Consider the following 17,389-nt stretch of genomic DNA (forward strand, 5'->3'; position numbering starts at 1 on the left):
TCAAGAATTGAAGCGAAAGTACGTGCCGGTTACAGGAGGGTCAATAGATGCGACAGGGGAGTACGGGACACGGGGTGCGACGCTTGACCTCAAGATAACTTCAGGTTCTACGGTGCTTCTTATGAGCATGGAGACCACAGCCTGGACCCAGCTGCACAGCGTCATGAACGCCGAGCAGGAACGCCGACCCTTCGCACGCGCCACACTGCGCCGCATCACCGCCTTCGCCGCTCCGCATCGCCGCCGCATCACCCAGTTCGTCCTGCTGAGTGTCGTGACCGCGCTGCTCGCCGTGGCGACTCCCGTCCTCGCCGGGCGTGTCGTCGACGCCATCGTGTCCGGGGCCGAGTCCTCGACCGTCGTCCGCTACGCCGTGCTCATCGCCGTCATCGCGATCGCCGAGGCCGGCCTCGGACTGCTCAGCCGCTGGCTGTCGGCGAACCTGGGCGAAGGCCTGATCCTCGACCTGCGCACCGCCGTCTTCGACCATGTGCAGCGCATGCCGGTCGCCTTCTTCACCCGCACCCGCACCGGCGCGCTCGTCAGCCGCCTCAACAACGACGTGATCGGCGCGCAGCGGGCGTTCAGCAACACCCTCTCCGGAGTGGTGTCCAACCTCGTCACCCTCGTCCTCACCCTCGCCGTGATGCTCGCCCTGTCCTGGCAGATCACGCTGCTCGCGCTGGTGCTGCTTCCGGTGTTCGTGGTGCCCGCACGCCGCATGGGCACCCGGATGGCCCGCCTCCAGCGGGAGGCGGCGCACCACAACGCAGCCATGGGCACCCGTATGACGGAGCGGTTCTCGGCGCCCGGCGCCACCCTCATCAAGCTGTTCGGCCGCCCCGCCGACGAGTCCGACGAGTTCGCGGCCAGGGCCCGCCGGGTGCGTGACATCGGCGTCCGCACCGCCATGGCGCAGTCGGCCTTCATCACCGCCCTGACCCTGGTGTCGGCGCTCGCGCTCGCCCTGGTCTACGGACTCGGCGGGTACTTCGCCCTCGACGGCACGCTGGAAGCGGGCGCCGTCGTCTCGCTCGCACTGCTCCTGACCCGGCTGTACGCGCCGCTGACGTCCCTCGCCGGGGCGCGCGTCGAGGTGATGAGCGCCCTGGTGAGCTTCGAGCGGGTCTTCGAAGTCCTCGACCTGAAGCCCCTCATCGACGAGAAGCCGCAGGCACGGACCGTGCCCGAGGGCCCCGTCGCCGTCGAGTTCGACGACGTCCGCTTCGGCTACCCCTCCGCCGACAAGGTCTCCCTCGCCTCCCTGGAAGAGGTCGCCTCCCTCGACGGCCGGGGCGGCGACGAGGTCCTGCACGGCCTGTCGTTCCGCGCCGAACCCGGCCAGACCGTGGCGCTCGTCGGCTCCTCCGGCGCGGGCAAGTCCACCATCGCGCAGCTCCTGCCGCGCCTGTACGACGCCGACTCCGGAGTCGTACGCGTCGGCGGCGAGGACGTGCGCGACCTGACGGCCGACTCGCTGCGCGACACCATCGGCATGGTCACCCAGGACGGCCATCTCTTCCACGAGTCGGTGCGCGCCAACCTGCTGCTCGCCAGGCCCGGCGCGAGCGAGGACGAGCTGTGGGACGTGCTGCGCCGGGCCCGCCTCGACGCCCTGGTGCGGTCGCTGCCGGACGGCCTCGACACGGTGGTCGGCGAGCGCGGCTACCGGCTCTCCGGCGGTGAGCGCCAGCGCATGACCATCGCGCGGCTCCTGCTCGCCCAGCAGCGGGTGGTCATCCTCGACGAGGCGACCGCCCACCTCGACAACACGTCCGAGGCCGCCGTCCAGGAGGCCCTCGCGGAGGCCCTTTCGGACCGTACGGCGGTGGTCATCGCGCACCGGCTCTCCACCGTGCGGGCTGCCGACCAGATCCTCGTCGTGGAGGCCGGGCGGATCGTGGAGCGCGGCACGCACGACGAACTGCTCGCGGTCGACGGGCGGTACGCGGAGCTGTACCGGACGCAGTTCGCGGGGAGGCCGGACGCGGACGGCGCGGCGGGTGGTGCGGGCGCGGTGGGCTGCGTGATCGCGGGGGACTGCGGCGACCCGGCCGAAGGCGCGGATGTGGCCGTGGCCGTCTGACGCGGCGGTGGTCTCCGGCGCTGCCGGTCCGAGGGCTCCATGCCCCCGGACCGGCACGCGCGTTCAGGGCGCGGTTCCGCCGCCGAAGTCGGCGCTGACCGTGGCGAGATGGAGCAGCGCCGCGGTGTCCTGGGCGACCTTGTTGAAGGCGTGGACGGCGGCCGCGGGGGTGGCGGCGAGCCAGGTGGGGACCCACTCCAGCGGCGGCGCGTCGCGGAAGGGGACGTACACGACGTCGGGGCGGGCGAAGTACCGGGTGACCTGGGCGCCGACCACCCAGGCCCCCTGTCCGGCGCCGATCAGGGACAGCGCCTCCTGGAGGGTGTCGAAGGAGGGCCCGGGCTCGATGGGGGTCCCCGAGGGCGTCAGCAGGGGCGTGCGCTCGGCACGCCAGTACGGGGGCAGCGTCCGTGCCGCCTGCAGGAGGCGGACGGCGGCCAGGTCCTCCAGGGAGACCGTGTCCCGCTCGGCCAGCGGATGCTGCGCGGGCACGGCGAGCATCCGGTGCTCGGAGAACAGGACCGGGCCGTTGAGCATGCCGGGCTCCTGGTGCGGCAGGGTCACGATCAGTACGTCCACGTCGCCGTCGCGCAGCCGCGGGAATCCGTCGGCGATCTGCAACTCCCTGGGCTGGATCCGGGAGCCGGGGTGGCGCCGCGCGTACAGCTCGGCGGCGCGGATCGTGAGCTGTCCCACGGCGGGGCCGACATAGCCGACCCGCAGCACGTTCGCGACGTCCCGCGCGGCGTTGACCGCCTTCTGCAGCCCGGCCTCTAGGGCGCGGTAGGGCGGCAGGAGGTCCTCGTACAGCTGCCGTCCGGCCGGAGTGAGGCGGACGTAGCGGCTGGTGCGCTCGAACAGGGGCGTCCCGATGTGGCGTTCCACCTTGCGGATGGTCTGGCTGACCCGCCCGGTCGTCAGATGCAGGCGGTCGGCGGTGCGGCCGAAGTGCAACTCCTCGGCCAGCGTCAGGAACGCCTCGAGCTCCACTCGCTCCAGCACGGCCACGCCCCCCGGTCGTTGAGTCCCGCTAAACGCTCAGGTCACTATCGCACCTTGTCGACGCCCCCGGCACACCAGCAGGGTGGTCCTGCGAGCGCGCCCGCCCCGGTCCCTGACCTGGGAAGGGTGGCCCCTCGCCGTCACGCACGCGGTGTCCGCCCGGGACCGGCGTCCCCGTGCACACGTCCGGCCGGGCCGGACGCGAGCCCGACGACGACCACGCCCCGCGCACCCCCCGCCGCCGTGCCCCCACCGACCGAAAGCCACCACCATGACCCTCGTCGACACCCCCGTGCCCGTCGCCCCCGAAGCCGAACGGGTGCCCCTGCGAAGATGGCTCGCCGTCGCCGCGATGGCCGTCGGGACCTTCGCCCTCGTCACCGTCGAATCCCTGCCCGTCGGACTGCTGCCCTTCATCGGCGGCGCCCTCGACGTCTCCGAGGGCACGGCGGGCCTGATGGTGACCGTCCCCGGCCTGGTCGCCGCCGCCACCGCGCCCCTGCTCCCGGTGCTCATCAGGAACCTGGACCGGCGCATCGCCCTGCTCGGCCTCATCGTGCTGATGGTGGCCGCCAACGTGCTCTCGGCCCTGGCCCCCAACTTCGCGCTCCTGCTCACCGCGCGCTTCTTCGTCGGCGTCAGCATCGGCGGCTTCTGGGCCCTCGCGGCCGGGCTCGCGGTACGCCTGGTGCCGGAGCGGCACATACCCCGGGCCGTCTCGATCGTCTTCGGCGGGGCCACGGCCGCCAATGTCCTCGGCGTGCCCGCGGGGACGCTGATCGGTGACCTCGGCGACTGGCGGATCGCGTTCGTCGCGGTCGCCGGGCTCGGACTGCTCGTCCTCGTCGCCCTGTTCGTCCTGCTGCCCCCGCTGCCCGCCGACCGCGCCGTGCAACTGCGCACGCTGCCGCAGCAGTTCGGGAACCCGGTGGTGCGCGCCGGAGTCATCGCCACGTTCCTGCTCGTGAGCGGCCACTTCGCCGCGTTCACCTTCGTCAGCCCCGTCCTCCAGGACGTCTCCGGGATCGACGAGTCGATGGTCGGCCCGCTGCTGCTCTGCTTCGGCGCCGCGGGCATCGCGGGCAACTTCCTCGCGGGCGCCGCCGCCGCGCGTGACGTCCGCGCGACCATCGCCACCATCAGCGTCGCCCTGACCGGGGTCCTCGCGGTGTTCCCCCTCGCCGGTGGCACCCCGGTCGGCGGGACGATCCTGCTGATCGCGTGGGGCCTCGCCTTCGGTGGCGTCCCCGTCGGCGTACAGACCTGGATCCTGAAGTCGGCACCGGACTCGACGGAGGCGGCAACGGCGCTGAACACCTCCGTGTTCAACCTGGCGATCGCCCTCGGCGCCCTGTTCGGCGGCATCGTCGCCGACCACGTCACCCTCACCGGCGTCCTGCTCACCGGAGCGCTCCTCGCCCTGCCCACCACTCTGGCGATGTGGAGCGCGCGGCGCGGCACGCGGCAGGACCGGGCCGGGGCGTCCCATGACTGACCGGCCGCCGTTACCGCGGCACGGGCCCGCCGGGCACGGAGCCGAGCCACCCCGGGAGCCCGACGCGGAACACCTGGCCGACCAGCCCGCCGCGTACTGGACCGGCGCCGCGCACACCGCGGTCGTCGCCTTCATGAACGCCGAGCAGTCCGCCCTCGGCACCAGCCAGCGGCACTGGATGACCCTGAACCGGCTCGCCGTCACCGAGGAGGGCCTGACCCGCAACGGCCTGACCGAGGCGCTGCGCGCGTACATGACCCCGCAGGTCGGCGACCCCTCCACCTACGCCGAGGTGGTGGACGACCTGCGCGACCGCGGCTGGATCACCCCCGACGACGCGGGCCGGTTCACCCTCACCGACGCCGGGCGCGCGGCCCGCGCCCGGCTCGCGGCCCTCGCGCCCCGGCTCAGGGCGCGGATCCACGACGGCATCACCGAGGACGACTACGTCCGCACCGTGCGCGTGCTCCGCCGCATGATCGCGAACGTGGGCGACCGCGGCGGGGCGTGAACTCCGGCCCCCGCTTCCCAAGGTCCACGACGGCGCGGCGGCAGGGGGACCGCTCCGTGCATGGCACTCCGCCCGCAGTGGTTAGGGTGGGGTGCCGCCGCACAGGACGTACGGAAGAGGACAGGAGAGGACCGTCATGCGACAGAACCCGGCCAGGCGCACCGCGCTGCTGGACGCAGCGATCGAGGTGCTCGCGCGCGAGGGGTCCCGGGGACTGACGCTGCGGGCCATGGACGCGGAGGCGGCGGTGCCCAAGGGCACCGCCAGCAACTACTTCCCGCACCGCGCGGAACTCCTCGCGCAGGTCATGCGGCGCATCCTGGAGCGGCTCACGCCGGAGGAGGCCGCGCTCGCCGACACCATGAGCGAGGAGCCGGACGTGGCCCTCGTCGTGACGCTCCTCAAGCAGCTCCTGGAGCGGACACGGGCCGACAGGACCAGCCACCTCGCGCTGCTCGAACTGCGCCTGGAGGCCACCCGCCGCCCCGAACTGCACGCCGAGCTGACCCAGTTCATGGCCGAGCAGCTCGACGCCAACATCGCCTTCCACCTGGGCGCGGGCCTGCCCGGCGACCGCACCGGCGTCGTGCTGCTCTACCTCGGCATGCTGGGCCTGATCGTGGACGACCTGACCGTGCCCGACCTGCTCGCGCCGCACGCGACGGACACGCTCATCGAGGAACTGGCGCAGCGGGTCCTGCGCTGAGGCGTCCGCCGGTGCGTCCCCGGCCCGGCGGACGCCCGAGCGCTGCCCCGGCGCCGCCTCGGCTCAGGCCGCCGGGCGCAGCGTGATCGCGGTGAGGACCAGGCCGTCCCGCGCCAGCCAGCGGCCCGTCAGCTCCTGCGGGAAGCCCCGTTCCCGTACGGGAGGAAGGAGCCGCGCGGTGAAGGCGCCCGTGTCCGGGGACTGCGACCGGTGGAAGGTGACGTCGGCCTCCTCGAACCCCAGGGGCGCGCGCATCAGGGGATACCAGGTCTTGTAGATGCTCTCCTTGGCGCTGAACAGCGCGCGGTCCCAGCGCACCGCGGGCCACCGGGCCAGGAGTTCACCCACCCGCCGCCGCTCCTCGGGCAGCGCCACCGCCTCCAGTACGCCGTCGGGCAGCGGCTCGCCCGGGGTGGCGTCGATGCCGACCGAGCGGACGCGGGCGGTACGGGCGACGGCCGCGCCGCGGTAGCCGTCGCAGTGCGTGATGCTGCCGACGACGCCGTCGGGCCACTCCGGACAGCCCTTCGCGTCGGGGAGGATCGACACGGCGGGCTGCCCGAGGGCGGCCAGGGCGCGGTGCGCGCAGTGGCGGCCGGTGGTGAACTCGCCGCGCCGCGACGGCACCGACCGGGCGATGAGGGCCTGCTCGTCGGGGTGCAGGACGACGCCGTCCGGGTCGCCGAAGGCCTCGCAGCAGACGACGTCCTCGGGCACGATGCGCGCGAGGAGGGCGGGCGGCGCGCCGGCGGGGTGCGGGTCCGCGGCGGGGTGCGGCGCCTCAGTGGGAAGCGGCCCCGTGGCGGAGTGCGGCGCCTCGGCCCCCGTACGGCTGTGCCGCTGTGTCCCGAGGGTCATGGCGTGCCTTCCTTCTCCCGGCCTTCCGCCTTGTCCAGGTCTTCTGTCGTCCCCAGGCCGTCCCGCGCCGACGCGGTGTGCGTGGGTGACGCGTCGGCGTCCTTGGTCTGGCCGCGCCGGGGCAGATAGACCAACAGCTCTGTGGCGATGAAGCGGATGACGAACGTCGTCAGGAGGGCCAGCGCGGTGGCGGGCAGCACCGACATGCCGACGCCGTCGACGAGCAGCGCGATCAGCGGGATGCGCAGGACCAGGTCGGCGTTGGCGAGCAGCGCGAACCGGCCGAGGCGGTCGGCCCAGTGGCGGTGGCCGCGCCGGTCGCGGAAGAGCAGCAGATCGATGAGCAGGAAGTTCCACAGCACACCGAACTGGTTGGCCACCACCTCGGCGGGCAGATAGTGCAGGCCCATGGCGGTGAGCGCGGCGAGGCCGCACAGGTTCGGCAGGAAGCCGGTCAGGCCGATGAGGCCGAAGACCACCATCCGCGCCACCGGGGTCGCGGTGCGCAGCGACACCAGGTGCGCGAGGAACCGCAGCCCCTCGCGCACGGTCGACTTCGACTCGCCCGCGAACCGCTCCTGGAAGGAGAACGGCACCTCGGCGACGACGCGCGGCCGACAGCGGATCGCCAGCTCGAGCAGGATCTTGTAGCCCAGCGGCTTGAGGATGTCGGAGTGGGCGTGCACCGTGCTGCGGCGGATCGCGAAGAAGCCGCTCATCGGGTCGCTGATGCCCCGCAGCGCGGAGCGGAACAGCGCCTTGGTCGCGAGCGTGGAGGTGCGGGACACGGCGACGCGGTAGCGGCCGGAGAGCCCGGCGTGGCTGCCGCCGCCCGCGTACCGGCTGGCCACGACGAGGTCGGCGCCCGCGCGGCGCCCGGTCTCGATCAGCTCGGGCATCAGGGACGGCGGGTGCTGGAGGTCGGCGTCCATGACGACGATCCACTCGGACGCGGCGGCCTTCATGCCCTCCACCACGGCGCCGCTGAGGCCGCCCGTCGGCACCTCGCGGTGGATGACGTTCACGGGGAAGGGGCAGGTGAGGGCCGCGCGTTCGATCGCGGCCGGGGTGTCGTCGGAGCTGTCGTCGACGAACAGGGCCTCGCACTCCAGGTGCGCGGGCAGTCCGGCGGCGAGGCGCCGCAGCAACTCCTCGACGTTCCCGGCCTCGTTGAAGGTCGGGATGATCACGGTGACGGTGGTCCGGGGTGCGTCCGGGGCGAGGGCCGGGTCGAGGGCGGTGGCCCCGTCCAGGGCGGCGGCCTCGTCCAGGGTGATGCCCTCTTCCGGGACGGCGACTTCCTCCGGGGCGATGGCCCCGCGGTCTTCCGTCTCCTCGGCGCCGGGGCCGGACGCGCTCATCGGGGCACGCTCCCTTGGTGGGGTGCGTCCGCCTGCCGCGGCACGCTCCGGGTGGTGGTGGAGCCCGCGGTGTGCATTCTCGCCATGGTCGTCCTCTACGGTCTGCGCGCCTGCGCGTCGCATCGGCGTGCCCTGACCGACCGGGGCCGGCTGCGGGCGGTGAACCTGTCTGCTGGGCACGGGAGCCCCGGTGACCGAGCGGGGGAGAAGGCCGTCGGCCGGGGATGGCCGTCGTCCGGGAGCCGAGCCGCGTTCCGGAGGGTCGGGGGTGGCGTCCGTCGTGCCCGCGCCACGGTGCCGGAGACCCTCGACGATTCCTCCTGCCGGAGGCTATCCGCGGCCCCTGCGGCGCTCCACCCCTATCCGTCCCCTAGGGCCCGTCCGACGGGCGGGTGCGGTGCGGCGCGCGGCCGGGACGCCGCCGTACTCCCGAGTTCGCGTACACCGAAGGCGAGTTGGGCTCCCTACAACCCTCACGAAATGACCGTTGGCCAGAAACGGCGACGTAACAATGTGACGCATCTGGCACCGCCGACAGGTATGGACCGGGTGTGCACTGGTGGTTCCGGTTGCACAACAGGTGTGCAGCTCCCGAAGTCGCCTGAACACCATGGACTTGCTTGGTGAATTTTGCCGTCAAATTGCCTTTGGATTGTCTTCAGAGGACCGTTACGGAGTCTCCGCGAGGGACTTTCCCGGACACGAACGCCTAACGCATCCTTAACGGCCGAGTCCGGGGGAGCGGGCCCGCCGGACCCGCCGAGAGGCCAACGCCGGTTGCGCGTCGAGGTGTTGAACGTGGCGCGCGGCGGGCGGTATGAGCCGCTCCGCTTGGAGGTCGGGGGTACTGGACCGGCGCGGGGCGGGTACGAGGGGTCTGTCGGCCGGTTCCCTGGCCGCGCGCGTGGCCAGGGGCGTTTCCGGACAGGGTGGCTGGATGATCACTGTGTCGTTGGCCTCATGGCTGGTTCTTCTTCTCCTTTCTTTCAATTGGAATTCAAAGTTCCGTATGTGCGGGCGGCCTCCGCGCGGCCCAATACCACATCCAGGGCCGGAGTGGGGAGGGCTGAACGTTGCGAGTCATGGTGGATTTGGGGGGTGGGCTCACTTCTTTCGGGGCTACCTCGTCGTCAAGTTTCAGTCATAGTTGTGTTGTTGACTGAGTGCCGCCAGAAGCACGGGAGAGATATCTGGAATATGCCCTGGTATCCTGCGAAGCGGTTCCAGTGGATACTTGAGAGTGCGTTATGCAAATAAGGCACCAGTGCACTTTGCGATAATTTCTTACGGGGAGGAAACCGCACAATGAGCCTGGTCGAGCGAGTCGATGAATGGGCTCTCTTGGAGGAGGTTCTGGCGAACAGCGCGGAGGGGCCTTCCCGTGTTGTTGTGGTGAGAGGGCCGGTGGCCACCGGCAAGAGCGAGTTGCTGAACGGCGTCGCCGACCAGGCCGAGGCGCGAGGGCTCACGGTCCTCAGGGCGACGGGTTTACGAGCCGAGCGCAGGACCCCCATGGCTGTTTTCGGCCAACTGCTCCTGAACGCGGGCCGGGCCGAGGGGCCCCTGGACCCGGCGGAGCGGGACGGCCGGGCGCGGCCCGAGCAGGGGGACCAGCGAGAGAACAGCGCGGCCGCGCGCGTGGAGCAACTGCTCGACGACGCGAGGTTCACCGCCATGCTGCGCGACCCCGACTACGAACGCGAGGAGCACGTCCGCGCCCACGTCATGCGGTCGCTGACCGCCGCCCTGCACGCCACGGCCCAGGGCCGGCCGCTCGCGATCCTCGTCGACGACGTCCAGTACGCCGACATCCCGTCCCTGCAGTGCCTCCAGCACGCCATGCGGGAACTGCGGGCCAAGCCCCTGGTGATCGTGCTCGGCCTGCGCACCGGTCCGCGCGCCGAACGCCCCATGTTCAGCGCCGAACTGCTGCGCCACCCCCGGCTGACCCAGCTGCGCCTCTCCACCCTCGGTGAGCGCGCGACCGCCGAGATGCTGCGCGAGCACCTGGACGAGGCCACCGCGCGCCGCCTCGCCCCCGAGGTCCACCGCGTCAGCGGCGGCAACCCCCTGCTGATCCGGGCCCTGACCCACGACATCCTCGCCCACCGTCCCCCCACCGACCCCTCCCTGCCCGCCCTGCACGCCCTCACCGTGGGCGACGCCTACCGCCAGTCCGTGCTCAGCTGCCTGCACCGGGGCGAGGACTCCGTGCTCGCGGTCGCCCGCGGCCTCGCGATCCTGGACGAAGCCGCGTCCGACTCGGCGCTCGCCGGACTGCTCGAACTCGACCACGAGACCGTCACGCTCAGTCGCCGCGTCCTGGAGTCGGCAGGTCTCGCCGAGGCGGGAACGTTTCGGCACCCGCTGGCCAGAACCGCCGTCCTCGACGACCTGACCCGCGACGACCGGATCGACCTGCACCGCCGCGCCGCCGACCTGCTGCGCCGCGGCGGCGCCGAACCGCCCGTCGTCGCCCGGCACATCGTCGCCGCCGGTGAGGTCACCGACGAGGAGTCCCTCGACGTGCTGTGGGAGACGGCCACCCGCGCCCGGCGCGACGAGGACGTCTCGCTCGCCATCGCCTGCCTCCAGCTCGCCGACCAGGCCTGCCCGCGCGGCGCCCGGCGCAGCGAGATCCTGGCCGAACTGACGCGCTGCGTCTGGCGGGTGCGCCCGTCCACCGTCGGCCCGCATCTGCGCGCCCTGCGCGCCGCGTTCGACGAGGGCTGGCTCGCCGAGCAGGCCGTGCCCGCGCTCCTCGCGGGGCTGCTCTGGCAGGGCAGGTTCGACGAGGCCGCCGAGATCGCCCGCAAGTGCCAGGGCGCGTACGAGGGGACCTCCGCCGTCTCCGCGTACCTCGCCGCCGGTGCCGTCCGCACCACCTACCCCGTGCTGCGCGAGCGCGTCGGCACCGACAACTGGCCCGCCCCGCACAGCAACGTGGACGCCGTCACCGGCCGCGGCAGCGACCCCCGCAGCCGGGCGGGCGCCGCCCTGAACACGGTGCTCACCCGCGGCGTCGACCCGCACGCCGCCGACCTCGCCGAGGCCGTGCTGCAGGGCACCCCGCTGAACGACGCCAACCTGGAGGCGCTGACCTGCTCGCTCAACGTCCTCATCTACTCCGACCGGCTCACCCGCGCCGCGCACTGGTGCGACGCGCTCCTTCGCGAGGCCACCAAGCTCGGCGGCCCGGGCTGGCAGGCACCCCTGTCCGCGGTCAGAGCGAAGATCGCGCTGCGGCAGGGCAACGCCGGGGACGCCGTCCGCTACGCCGTCAACGCGCTCGCGTGGATGACACCGCTCGGCTGGGGCGTCGGTATCGGCTCGGTCCTCGCCACCCTGGTCTCCGCGCACACCGCGATGGGGCAGTACGACCAGGCGATGACCTACCTCGACCACCACGTCCCCGACGGCCTGCCGGAGACGCGCTACGGCCTGGAGCTGATCCACGCCCGCGGCCAGCTCTACGCGGCCACCGGCCGGGTCCGGCCCGCCCTGGACGACTTCCTCACCTGCGGGGAGCTGATGACGCGCTGGGGCATCGACCAGCCCGCGCTCATCCCCTGGCGGTCCGCCGCCGCGGAGATGCACCTGCGCACCGGCGGCGAGGCCGAGGCCGACCGGCTCGTCAAGGAGCAGCTGGCCAAGTGCGGCCCGGGACAGTCGCGTACGCGCGCGCTGACCCTGCGGGTGCTCGCCGAGGTCGCGGGACTGCGGCGCCACCACCACGCGCTGCACGAGGCGATCGAGGAACTGGAGGAGTGCGAGGACCGGCTCGAACTGGTACGGGTCCTCGGGGCGCTCAGCCGCTCCCATCACGCCCTGGGCGAACTGGGCCAGGCGCGCATGATGGCGCGGCGGGCCTGGCGCATCGCGCGCGACGCCCAGGCCGAGGCGCTGTGCGAGCAACTGCTGCCGTACGGCGACGGCGAGGTGAGCGCGGTGGACCGGCCGACGGGCAACGGCGAGAGCTGCCCCTCGGAGGAACTGACCGACGCGGAGCGGCGCGTGGCCTCACTGGCGTCCTTCGGGCACAGCAACCGGGAGATAGCACGGAAACTGTTCATCACGGTCAGCACCGTCGAGCAGCATCTGACGCGGGTCTACCGCAAGTTGAACGTGTCGCGGCGCAAGGATCTGCCGCACGATCTGCTCGCCGACACGGCGTGCTGACATCCCCTGACGCAGTGCGCCGATACGGCTGAAACAGTGCGTCGAAGTGCGAACGACCACGGTCCGTCGCGCGATGACAACGTTGTGCTGATGGTTCTCCACGGTCAACGATCCGCTGGGGAGACGGAGTTGAGTATCCGATGACCTGGGGAGGCGTGGAGAACCGGAAGGGGCGGCCGCCCGGAGCGTGACCGGCGGCGCGCGGGCCCGGGTCGGTCAGTGAGCGGCCGACCGGCAGGCGAGGCACATCTCGCCGTCGTGGACCGCGAAGGCGCGGTCCGCCATGGCGTGTGCGATCTGCCAGGAGCGGGTGGAGAACACCACGGTCCCGGTGGATGCCGTGTAGCGGCTCAGCACCCGACAGATGATCTTCTCCGACGTGCTGTCCACGTCGTCCAGAAGATGACACAGCAGCAACAACTTCGGTACGTGCAGCAGCGCGCACCCCAGGGCGGTGCGCGAGCGCTGCCCTGGGGAGAGACCGGACACGGGCACCCGCTCGACGGCCCGCAGCCCGAGGACGTCAGTTAAGTCCGCCGTGCGCTGCGTGGCCGTCTCCGGCGAGAGCCCCTTGTGTCTGCCCGCGGCCACCAGCGCTTCGTGGACCATCACTTCGGGCAGCGGCATGCCCACGGACACGACACCGACGAGCCGGCGCACGGCCGTCGGATCGGTGCGCGGGTCCAGGCCGTGGACCGACACGGCACGGCCGGGTCTGTCGTCGCACAGCAGCCGCGCCAGAAAGCGGTCCGCCGCGTCGTCGTCGGAGACCGCCGCCACGCACGTGTGCGGCTCGATCCGCAGGACGCGCTCCCGGCCCCCCGATCCGCCGCCGCACGCCTCCGATCCGCCGTCCGTCGTGTGCCGTACCTCCAGGGCCATGGGCTCCGACCGGGCTCCGCCGGGCGTACCGCCCGGCCGGTGATCATGCACCGCGAACCTTCGGCCGTCCGACCCTCGATGCATGAAGCCTCTCCTTCATTGCGAATGTTGCACAGTTGGGTACACGGGGACTGTGTGGGGGTGCGTGGTGCGGACACCATAGATCATTCCAAGGCGTCTCCTGACTTTCGTACAGTCTTCAGGATCGAGGCCTGGCTACTAAAGTACTCATTGCGTGTCGCGCGTCTTTTTCGGCCCCGTCGTCACGGTGGCCCGCGGTGCCCCTGGGGCGCCCGGTGCGTGAACGTAGGAGGCGTAAGGGGATGTTGAGGGGTTTCTCCGCCCCCGTGCGCCGTCGTCATAATCAAGGGCACCGTCAGACGCGCCGTGTATCGGAGGCGATTCGCGAGCCCGACGGCCCCGTGGGGCAAGGCTCGGCCGCGTACGTCGCAGACCCTTCTCCTGCTGCCGCAGCCCGGCTCACCGCGGCCGTCTGAACGTACCGCCGGGCCGGCCTCCACCACGGTCAGAGGAGTATCCGTTGGTTGCCCTCAACGGCAGTTCGCGTCCCGGCACGGCAGAATCCATTACCATGCTGGGCCCGGACTTTCCCTTCGCCTACGAAGAATGGCTGTCCAGCGCGCACGGGCTCGGCGAAATACCGGAAGCGGAGTTCGGGACACCGGTTGCGGTGATCGGGGCCGGGATATCGGGCCTCGTCGCCGCCTATGAGCTCCTGCGCCTCGGGCTGCGGCCCGTGGTGTACGAAACGGGGCAGATGGGCGGCCGCATGCGCTCCGCTGCCTTCGACAGCCACCCCGACGCCGTGGCCGAGCTCGGCGCCATGCGCTTCCCCGCATCGGCGCTCGCCCTGCGGCACTACCTGGACCTGGTCGGCCTCGAGACCCGGCCCTTCCCCAACCCGCTGACCGCCGCGAGCGGCAGCACCGTCGTCGCGCTCAACGGCGACCGGCACTACGCCCGGCGGGCCACCGAACTCCCCGACATCTACCAGGAAGTCGGCATGGCCTGGGACAAGACGCTCCAGGAGCACGCCGAGCTGTTCGCCATGGACGACGCGATCCGCCGCCGGGACACCGCCGCCATCAAGGCGATCTGGAACCCGCTGGTGCGCGCCCTCGACGACCAGTCCTTCTACGGCTTCATCGCGCAGTCGCCCTCCTTCCAGTCCTTCAAGTACCGCGAGATCTTCGGCCAGGTCGGCTTCGGCGCGGGCGGCTGGGACACCGACTTCCCCAACTCCATGCTGGAGATCCTGCGGGTCGTCTACACCGGCGCCGAGGACGACCACCGGCTCGTGGTCGGCGGCTCCCAGCAACTGCCCCTGCGGCTGTGGTCGCACACCCCCGACGACGCCGCCCACTGGCCCGCGGGCACCTCCCTGGAGTCCCTGCACCGCGGCGGCCCCCGCGGTGGCGTCGCGCGCATCGAGCGCACCTCGCGGGGCATCACCGTGCACGAGCGGGGCGGCGGCTCCCAGGCCTTCGCGGCGGCCGTCTTCACCCCGCACAAGCGGACCCTGGTCACCAACGTCCGCTGCGACCAGGCACTGCTGCCCACGCCCGTGTGGACGGCCGTGGAGCGCAGCCACTACATGGGCTCCTCCAAGCTGTTCGTGCTCGTGGACCGCCCGTTCTGGCGCGAACGCGACCCGCGCACCGGCCGGGACGTGATGAGCACGACCCTCACCGACCGGATGCCGCGCGGCGTCTACCTCTTCGACGAGGGCCCCGACCGCCCCGGCGTGATGTGCCTGTCGTACACCTGGAACGACGACTCCCTGAAGATGGCGCCGCTGACCCCCGAGGAGCGCCTTGACGGGGTCCTCGACGTGCTCGCCGACATCTACCCCGGCGTCGACATCCGCTCCCGCGTCATCGCGCCTCCGCGCACGGTGACCTGGGAGACCGACCCGCACTTCCAGGGCGCCTTCAAGGCGAACCTGCCGGGCCACTACCGCTACCAGCGGCGGCTGTTCACCCACTTCATGCAGGAGGAACTGACGCCACGTCAGCGCGGCTTCTTCCTCGCCGGTGACGACGTCTCCTGGACGGCGGGCTTCGCCGAGGGCGCCGTCACGACGGGTCTCAACGCCGTCTGGGGCGTGCAGCGTCATCTCGGCGGCGCCACCATGCCGTTGAACCCCGGACCCGGCGACCTGTTCGCGGAGCTGGCGCCGGTCGACCTGCCCGAGGACTGAGCGGCACCCGTCCGGGCTCCTGGCCCGGCGAGGACGGACGAGGGGCCCCGGAGCGCAACCGCTCCGGGGCCCCTCCGCTGTGCCTGCCCGTCCCTCTGGTGCCCGTGCCTACTTATGTCCGTGCTTATGTCTGTGCGCGCTTCAGGAACCCGCGGATGCCGATGGCCGCGAACAGCGTGATCGACCCGACGAGCACGATCAGCGTGATCGGCAGCGGTACGTGCTCCACGTTCGGGGACGTCACGGCCCGCATGCCCTCACTGGCGTACGACAGCGGATTGGCGCCGCAGATCACCTGGAACCAGCGCACCTCGTCCAGGGCGACCAGCGGGAACTGCGTCGAGCCCGTGAACAGCAGCGGCATCAGGACCAGCGTGAACATCACGTCCACCTTGTCGCTGCTCACCGACGTGCCGAGGCACAGGCCGATCGAGGCGCCCGCGAGCGCGCCGAGCCCGGCGATGCCGAGCGCGGGGACGGTCTTGCTGATCGGCCACGACAGATCCAGCAGGACCATGCCGACGGGCGTCATCATCAGGGACGCCACGAACCCGTACAGCGCGCCGAACAGAATCTTCTCCACGGCCACCAGGCTCAGCGAGATCGGCGAAAGAAGCCGGTCCTCGATCTCACGCGTGTAGGAGAAGTCCACGACGAGCGGCAGTGCCGTGTTCTGCATGCCGCCGAGGAATCCGTTCAGGGCCAGTACACCGGGCAGAAGGACCGCGCTGTAGTCGCCGTCCACATAGCCCGCGTCGCTCAGCAGCACACCGAACACGAAGAGTGTGAAGAACGGCTGGATGATGGCCTGGCCGATGAACGTGGGGAACTGGCGCAGGGCGACAAACACGTCGCGCCACATGATGGCGCCGAACGTGTGCAACTGCCGCGAGGCCGGTGCGGCCGTGGCCGACGTAGTCATCGCAGATTCTTTCCGGTGAGGTGGAGAAAGACGTCTTCAAGGGACACCTTTCCGACGCCGACGTCCGTCACCCGGAAGTCCCCGCCGGTCAGCGCCGCGAGCGCCGGCTGGAGCGCCGCCACCGGCTCCGTGTCCGTATAGATGCGGAACCGGAAGCCGCCCTCCGCGGGCGGGTTCTCCGGGTCCACTTCGTCGACCTGCCGCACCCCGGGAAGGTCGGAGAGGAGCTTCACCACCGGCGCGGGGCCCTGCGGCGACTCCACCGTCAGGGCCAGCGTCGAGTGCGCGGGCAGCAGCTTGCCGAGCCCTTCCGGGGTGTCGAGGGCGAGCAGGGTGCCCCGGTCCACGATGCCGACGCGGTCGCACAGCTTGGCGGCCTCGTCCATGTCATGGGTGGTGACGACCACCGTCACGCCGCGCTCGGCGAGTTCGGCGACCCGCTCGTGCACGAACAGGCGCGCCTGCGGGTCGAGACCGGTCGCGGGCTCGTCGAGGAACAGCACGTTCGGGCGGTGGATCAGGGCGCGGGCGATCATCACGCGCTGCACCTGACCGCCGGACATGTCGTCGACCTTCGACTTGCGGTAGTCCGACAGGCCCATCTGGTCGAGGAGTTCGTCGGCCCGCTGCCGTCGCTCGGCGCGCGGGATGCCGTGGTACGTGGCGTGGAACAGCAGGTTCTGACGCACCGACAGGGACCGGTCGAGGTTGTTGCGCTGCGGTACCACCGCCAGGACGCGTTTCGCCTCTCTCGGTCGCGCGACCACGTCGACACCGTCGATCACGACGCTGCCCGAAGTCGGCCGCACCCGGGTGGTCATCATCCCCACCGTGGTGCTTTTCCCCGCGCCATTGGGGCCGAGCAGTCCGAACACCTCGCCCCGATACACATCGAAGCTCAGGCCGTCGACCACGCGGCGTGCGTTGGACGCGTACTGTTTCACCAGATTCTCAACCCGGACAGCGTTTTCCACGATGCTGACCCTAGGGCCGGGCGGGAATCCCGAACACCCCTATATCCGCCCCGCACCCGGACGTCATAGGGGCCACTTAGGGGTAGGGGCGACGAAGGCCGCACTGTTAGCCTGCACAGGTATTGTGGGCAAATCTGTCTGAAGTCGGGTCGGGAATGCCGGTGTTCCTGGGAAATCTCAGGAATCCACGTG

At 71.5% G+C, this 17,389-nt stretch carries 12 protein-coding genes; 6 read left to right on the forward strand and 6 right to left on the reverse strand.

Going from position 1 to position 17,389, the window contains the following annotated elements; translation table 11 throughout:
* The first annotated feature begins 121 nt into the window (after positions 1–121).
* Positions 122–2,086: an ABC transporter ATP-binding protein gene (locus tag ACZ6AA_RS33625; protein WP_471462284.1), complete on the forward strand. Its 1,965-nt coding sequence runs from the start codon at positions 122–124 to the stop codon at positions 2,084–2,086.
* A gap of 63 nt (positions 2,087–2,149) precedes the next feature.
* On the opposite strand, the gene ACZ6AA_RS33630 is transcribed toward ACZ6AA_RS33625, so the two are convergent.
* Positions 2,150–3,088, reverse strand: coding sequence for a LysR family transcriptional regulator (locus ACZ6AA_RS33630; RefSeq protein ID WP_471462286.1), 939 nt, complete (start codon positions 3,086–3,088; stop codon positions 2,150–2,152).
* A gap of 271 nt (positions 3,089–3,359) precedes the next feature.
* On the opposite strand from ACZ6AA_RS33630, the gene ACZ6AA_RS33635 reads away from it, so the two are divergent.
* The 3 genes from ACZ6AA_RS33635 (at position 3,360) to ACZ6AA_RS33645 (ending at position 5,800) form a co-directional block, all read left to right on the forward strand.
* Positions 3,360–4,583 carry an MFS transporter gene (locus ACZ6AA_RS33635; protein WP_471462288.1) on the forward strand — a complete coding sequence of 408 codons (1,224 nt, stop codon included), beginning with the start codon at positions 3,360–3,362 and terminating at the stop codon, positions 4,581–4,583.
* Positions 4,576–5,094: a helix-turn-helix domain-containing protein gene (locus ACZ6AA_RS33640; protein WP_468482812.1), complete on the forward strand. Its 519-nt coding sequence runs from the start codon at positions 4,576–4,578 to the stop codon at positions 5,092–5,094. The genes ACZ6AA_RS33635 and ACZ6AA_RS33640 overlap by 8 nt, the downstream gene beginning before the upstream one ends.
* Before the next feature lie 136 nt (positions 5,095–5,230).
* The gene (locus tag ACZ6AA_RS33645) at positions 5,231–5,800 is read left to right on the forward strand and encodes a TetR/AcrR family transcriptional regulator (protein ID WP_471462290.1); all 570 of its coding nucleotides are present in this window, start codon (positions 5,231–5,233) and stop codon (positions 5,798–5,800) included.
* A 63-nt stretch (positions 5,801–5,863) separates the two neighbouring features.
* Here the strand turns inward: ACZ6AA_RS33645 and ACZ6AA_RS33650 are convergent, their stop codons facing one another.
* Together ACZ6AA_RS33650 and ACZ6AA_RS33655 are read right to left on the reverse strand one after the other, a co-directional pair.
* Positions 5,864–6,658, reverse strand: coding sequence for a 4'-phosphopantetheinyl transferase family protein (locus ACZ6AA_RS33650; RefSeq protein WP_471462292.1), 795 nt, complete (start codon positions 6,656–6,658; stop codon positions 5,864–5,866).
* Positions 6,655–8,019 carry a glycosyltransferase gene (locus ACZ6AA_RS33655; protein WP_468458757.1) on the reverse strand — a complete coding sequence of 455 codons (1,365 nt, stop codon included), beginning with the start codon at positions 8,017–8,019 and terminating at the stop codon, positions 6,655–6,657. Before ACZ6AA_RS33655 ends, ACZ6AA_RS33650 begins: the two co-directional genes overlap by 4 nt.
* Before the next feature lie 1,305 nt (positions 8,020–9,324).
* Here ACZ6AA_RS33655 and ACZ6AA_RS33660 point away from each other — a divergent pair.
* Positions 9,325–12,198 carry a helix-turn-helix transcriptional regulator gene (locus ACZ6AA_RS33660; RefSeq protein WP_468458759.1) on the forward strand — a complete coding sequence of 958 codons (2,874 nt, stop codon included), beginning with the start codon at positions 9,325–9,327 and terminating at the stop codon, positions 12,196–12,198.
* Between the two features lie 216 nt (positions 12,199–12,414).
* Here the strand turns inward: ACZ6AA_RS33660 and ACZ6AA_RS33665 are convergent, their stop codons facing one another.
* Positions 12,415–13,080, reverse strand: coding sequence for a P-loop NTPase family protein (locus tag ACZ6AA_RS33665; RefSeq protein ID WP_468458761.1), 666 nt, complete (start codon positions 13,078–13,080; stop codon positions 12,415–12,417).
* Between the two features lie 592 nt (positions 13,081–13,672).
* Here ACZ6AA_RS33665 and ACZ6AA_RS33670 point away from each other — a divergent pair.
* The gene (locus ACZ6AA_RS33670) at positions 13,673–15,301 is read left to right on the forward strand and encodes a flavin monoamine oxidase family protein (RefSeq protein ID WP_468458763.1); all 1,629 of its coding nucleotides are present in this window, start codon (positions 13,673–13,675) and stop codon (positions 15,299–15,301) included.
* Between the two features lie 124 nt (positions 15,302–15,425).
* On the opposite strand, the gene ACZ6AA_RS33675 is transcribed toward ACZ6AA_RS33670, so the two are convergent.
* The gene (locus tag ACZ6AA_RS33675) at positions 15,426–16,223 is read right to left on the reverse strand and encodes an ABC transporter permease (protein WP_468458765.1); all 798 of its coding nucleotides are present in this window, start codon (positions 16,221–16,223) and stop codon (positions 15,426–15,428) included.
* Positions 16,220–17,167: an ABC transporter ATP-binding protein gene (locus ACZ6AA_RS33680; protein ID WP_468458767.1), complete on the reverse strand. Its 948-nt coding sequence runs from the start codon at positions 17,165–17,167 to the stop codon at positions 16,220–16,222. The genes ACZ6AA_RS33675 and ACZ6AA_RS33680 overlap by 4 nt, the downstream gene beginning before the upstream one ends.
* Positions 17,168–17,389 lie beyond the last annotated feature (222 nt).

It is taken from the genome of Streptomyces sp. NPDC040610 (assembly GCF_055594065.1).

Excerpts from the sequence above, each read along its gene's own strand:
- ACZ6AA_RS33625 (WP_471462284.1), top strand. The coding sequence starts at position 122 with ATGAGCATGGAGACCACAGCCTGGACCCAGCTGCACAGCGTCATGAAC.
- ACZ6AA_RS33635 (WP_471462288.1), top strand. The coding sequence starts at position 3,360 with ATGACCCTCGTCGACACCCCCGTGCCCGTCGCCCCCGAAGCCGAACGG.
- ACZ6AA_RS33640 (WP_468482812.1), top strand. The coding sequence starts at position 4,576 with ATGACTGACCGGCCGCCGTTACCGCGGCACGGGCCCGCCGGGCACGGA.
- ACZ6AA_RS33645 (WP_471462290.1), top strand. The coding sequence starts at position 5,231 with ATGCGACAGAACCCGGCCAGGCGCACCGCGCTGCTGGACGCAGCGATC.
- ACZ6AA_RS33650 (WP_471462292.1), bottom strand. The coding sequence starts at position 6,658 with ATGACCCTCGGGACACAGCGGCACAGCCGTACGGGGGCCGAGGCGCCG.
- ACZ6AA_RS33655 (WP_468458757.1), bottom strand. The coding sequence starts at position 8,019 with ATGAGCGCGTCCGGCCCCGGCGCCGAGGAGACGGAAGACCGCGGGGCC.
- ACZ6AA_RS33660 (WP_468458759.1), top strand. The coding sequence starts at position 9,325 with ATGAGCCTGGTCGAGCGAGTCGATGAATGGGCTCTCTTGGAGGAGGTT.
- ACZ6AA_RS33665 (WP_468458761.1), bottom strand. The coding sequence starts at position 13,080 with ATGGCCCTGGAGGTACGGCACACGACGGACGGCGGATCGGAGGCGTGC.
- ACZ6AA_RS33670 (WP_468458763.1), top strand. The coding sequence starts at position 13,673 with ATGCTGGGCCCGGACTTTCCCTTCGCCTACGAAGAATGGCTGTCCAGC.
- ACZ6AA_RS33675 (WP_468458765.1), bottom strand. The coding sequence starts at position 16,223 with ATGACTACGTCGGCCACGGCCGCACCGGCCTCGCGGCAGTTGCACACG.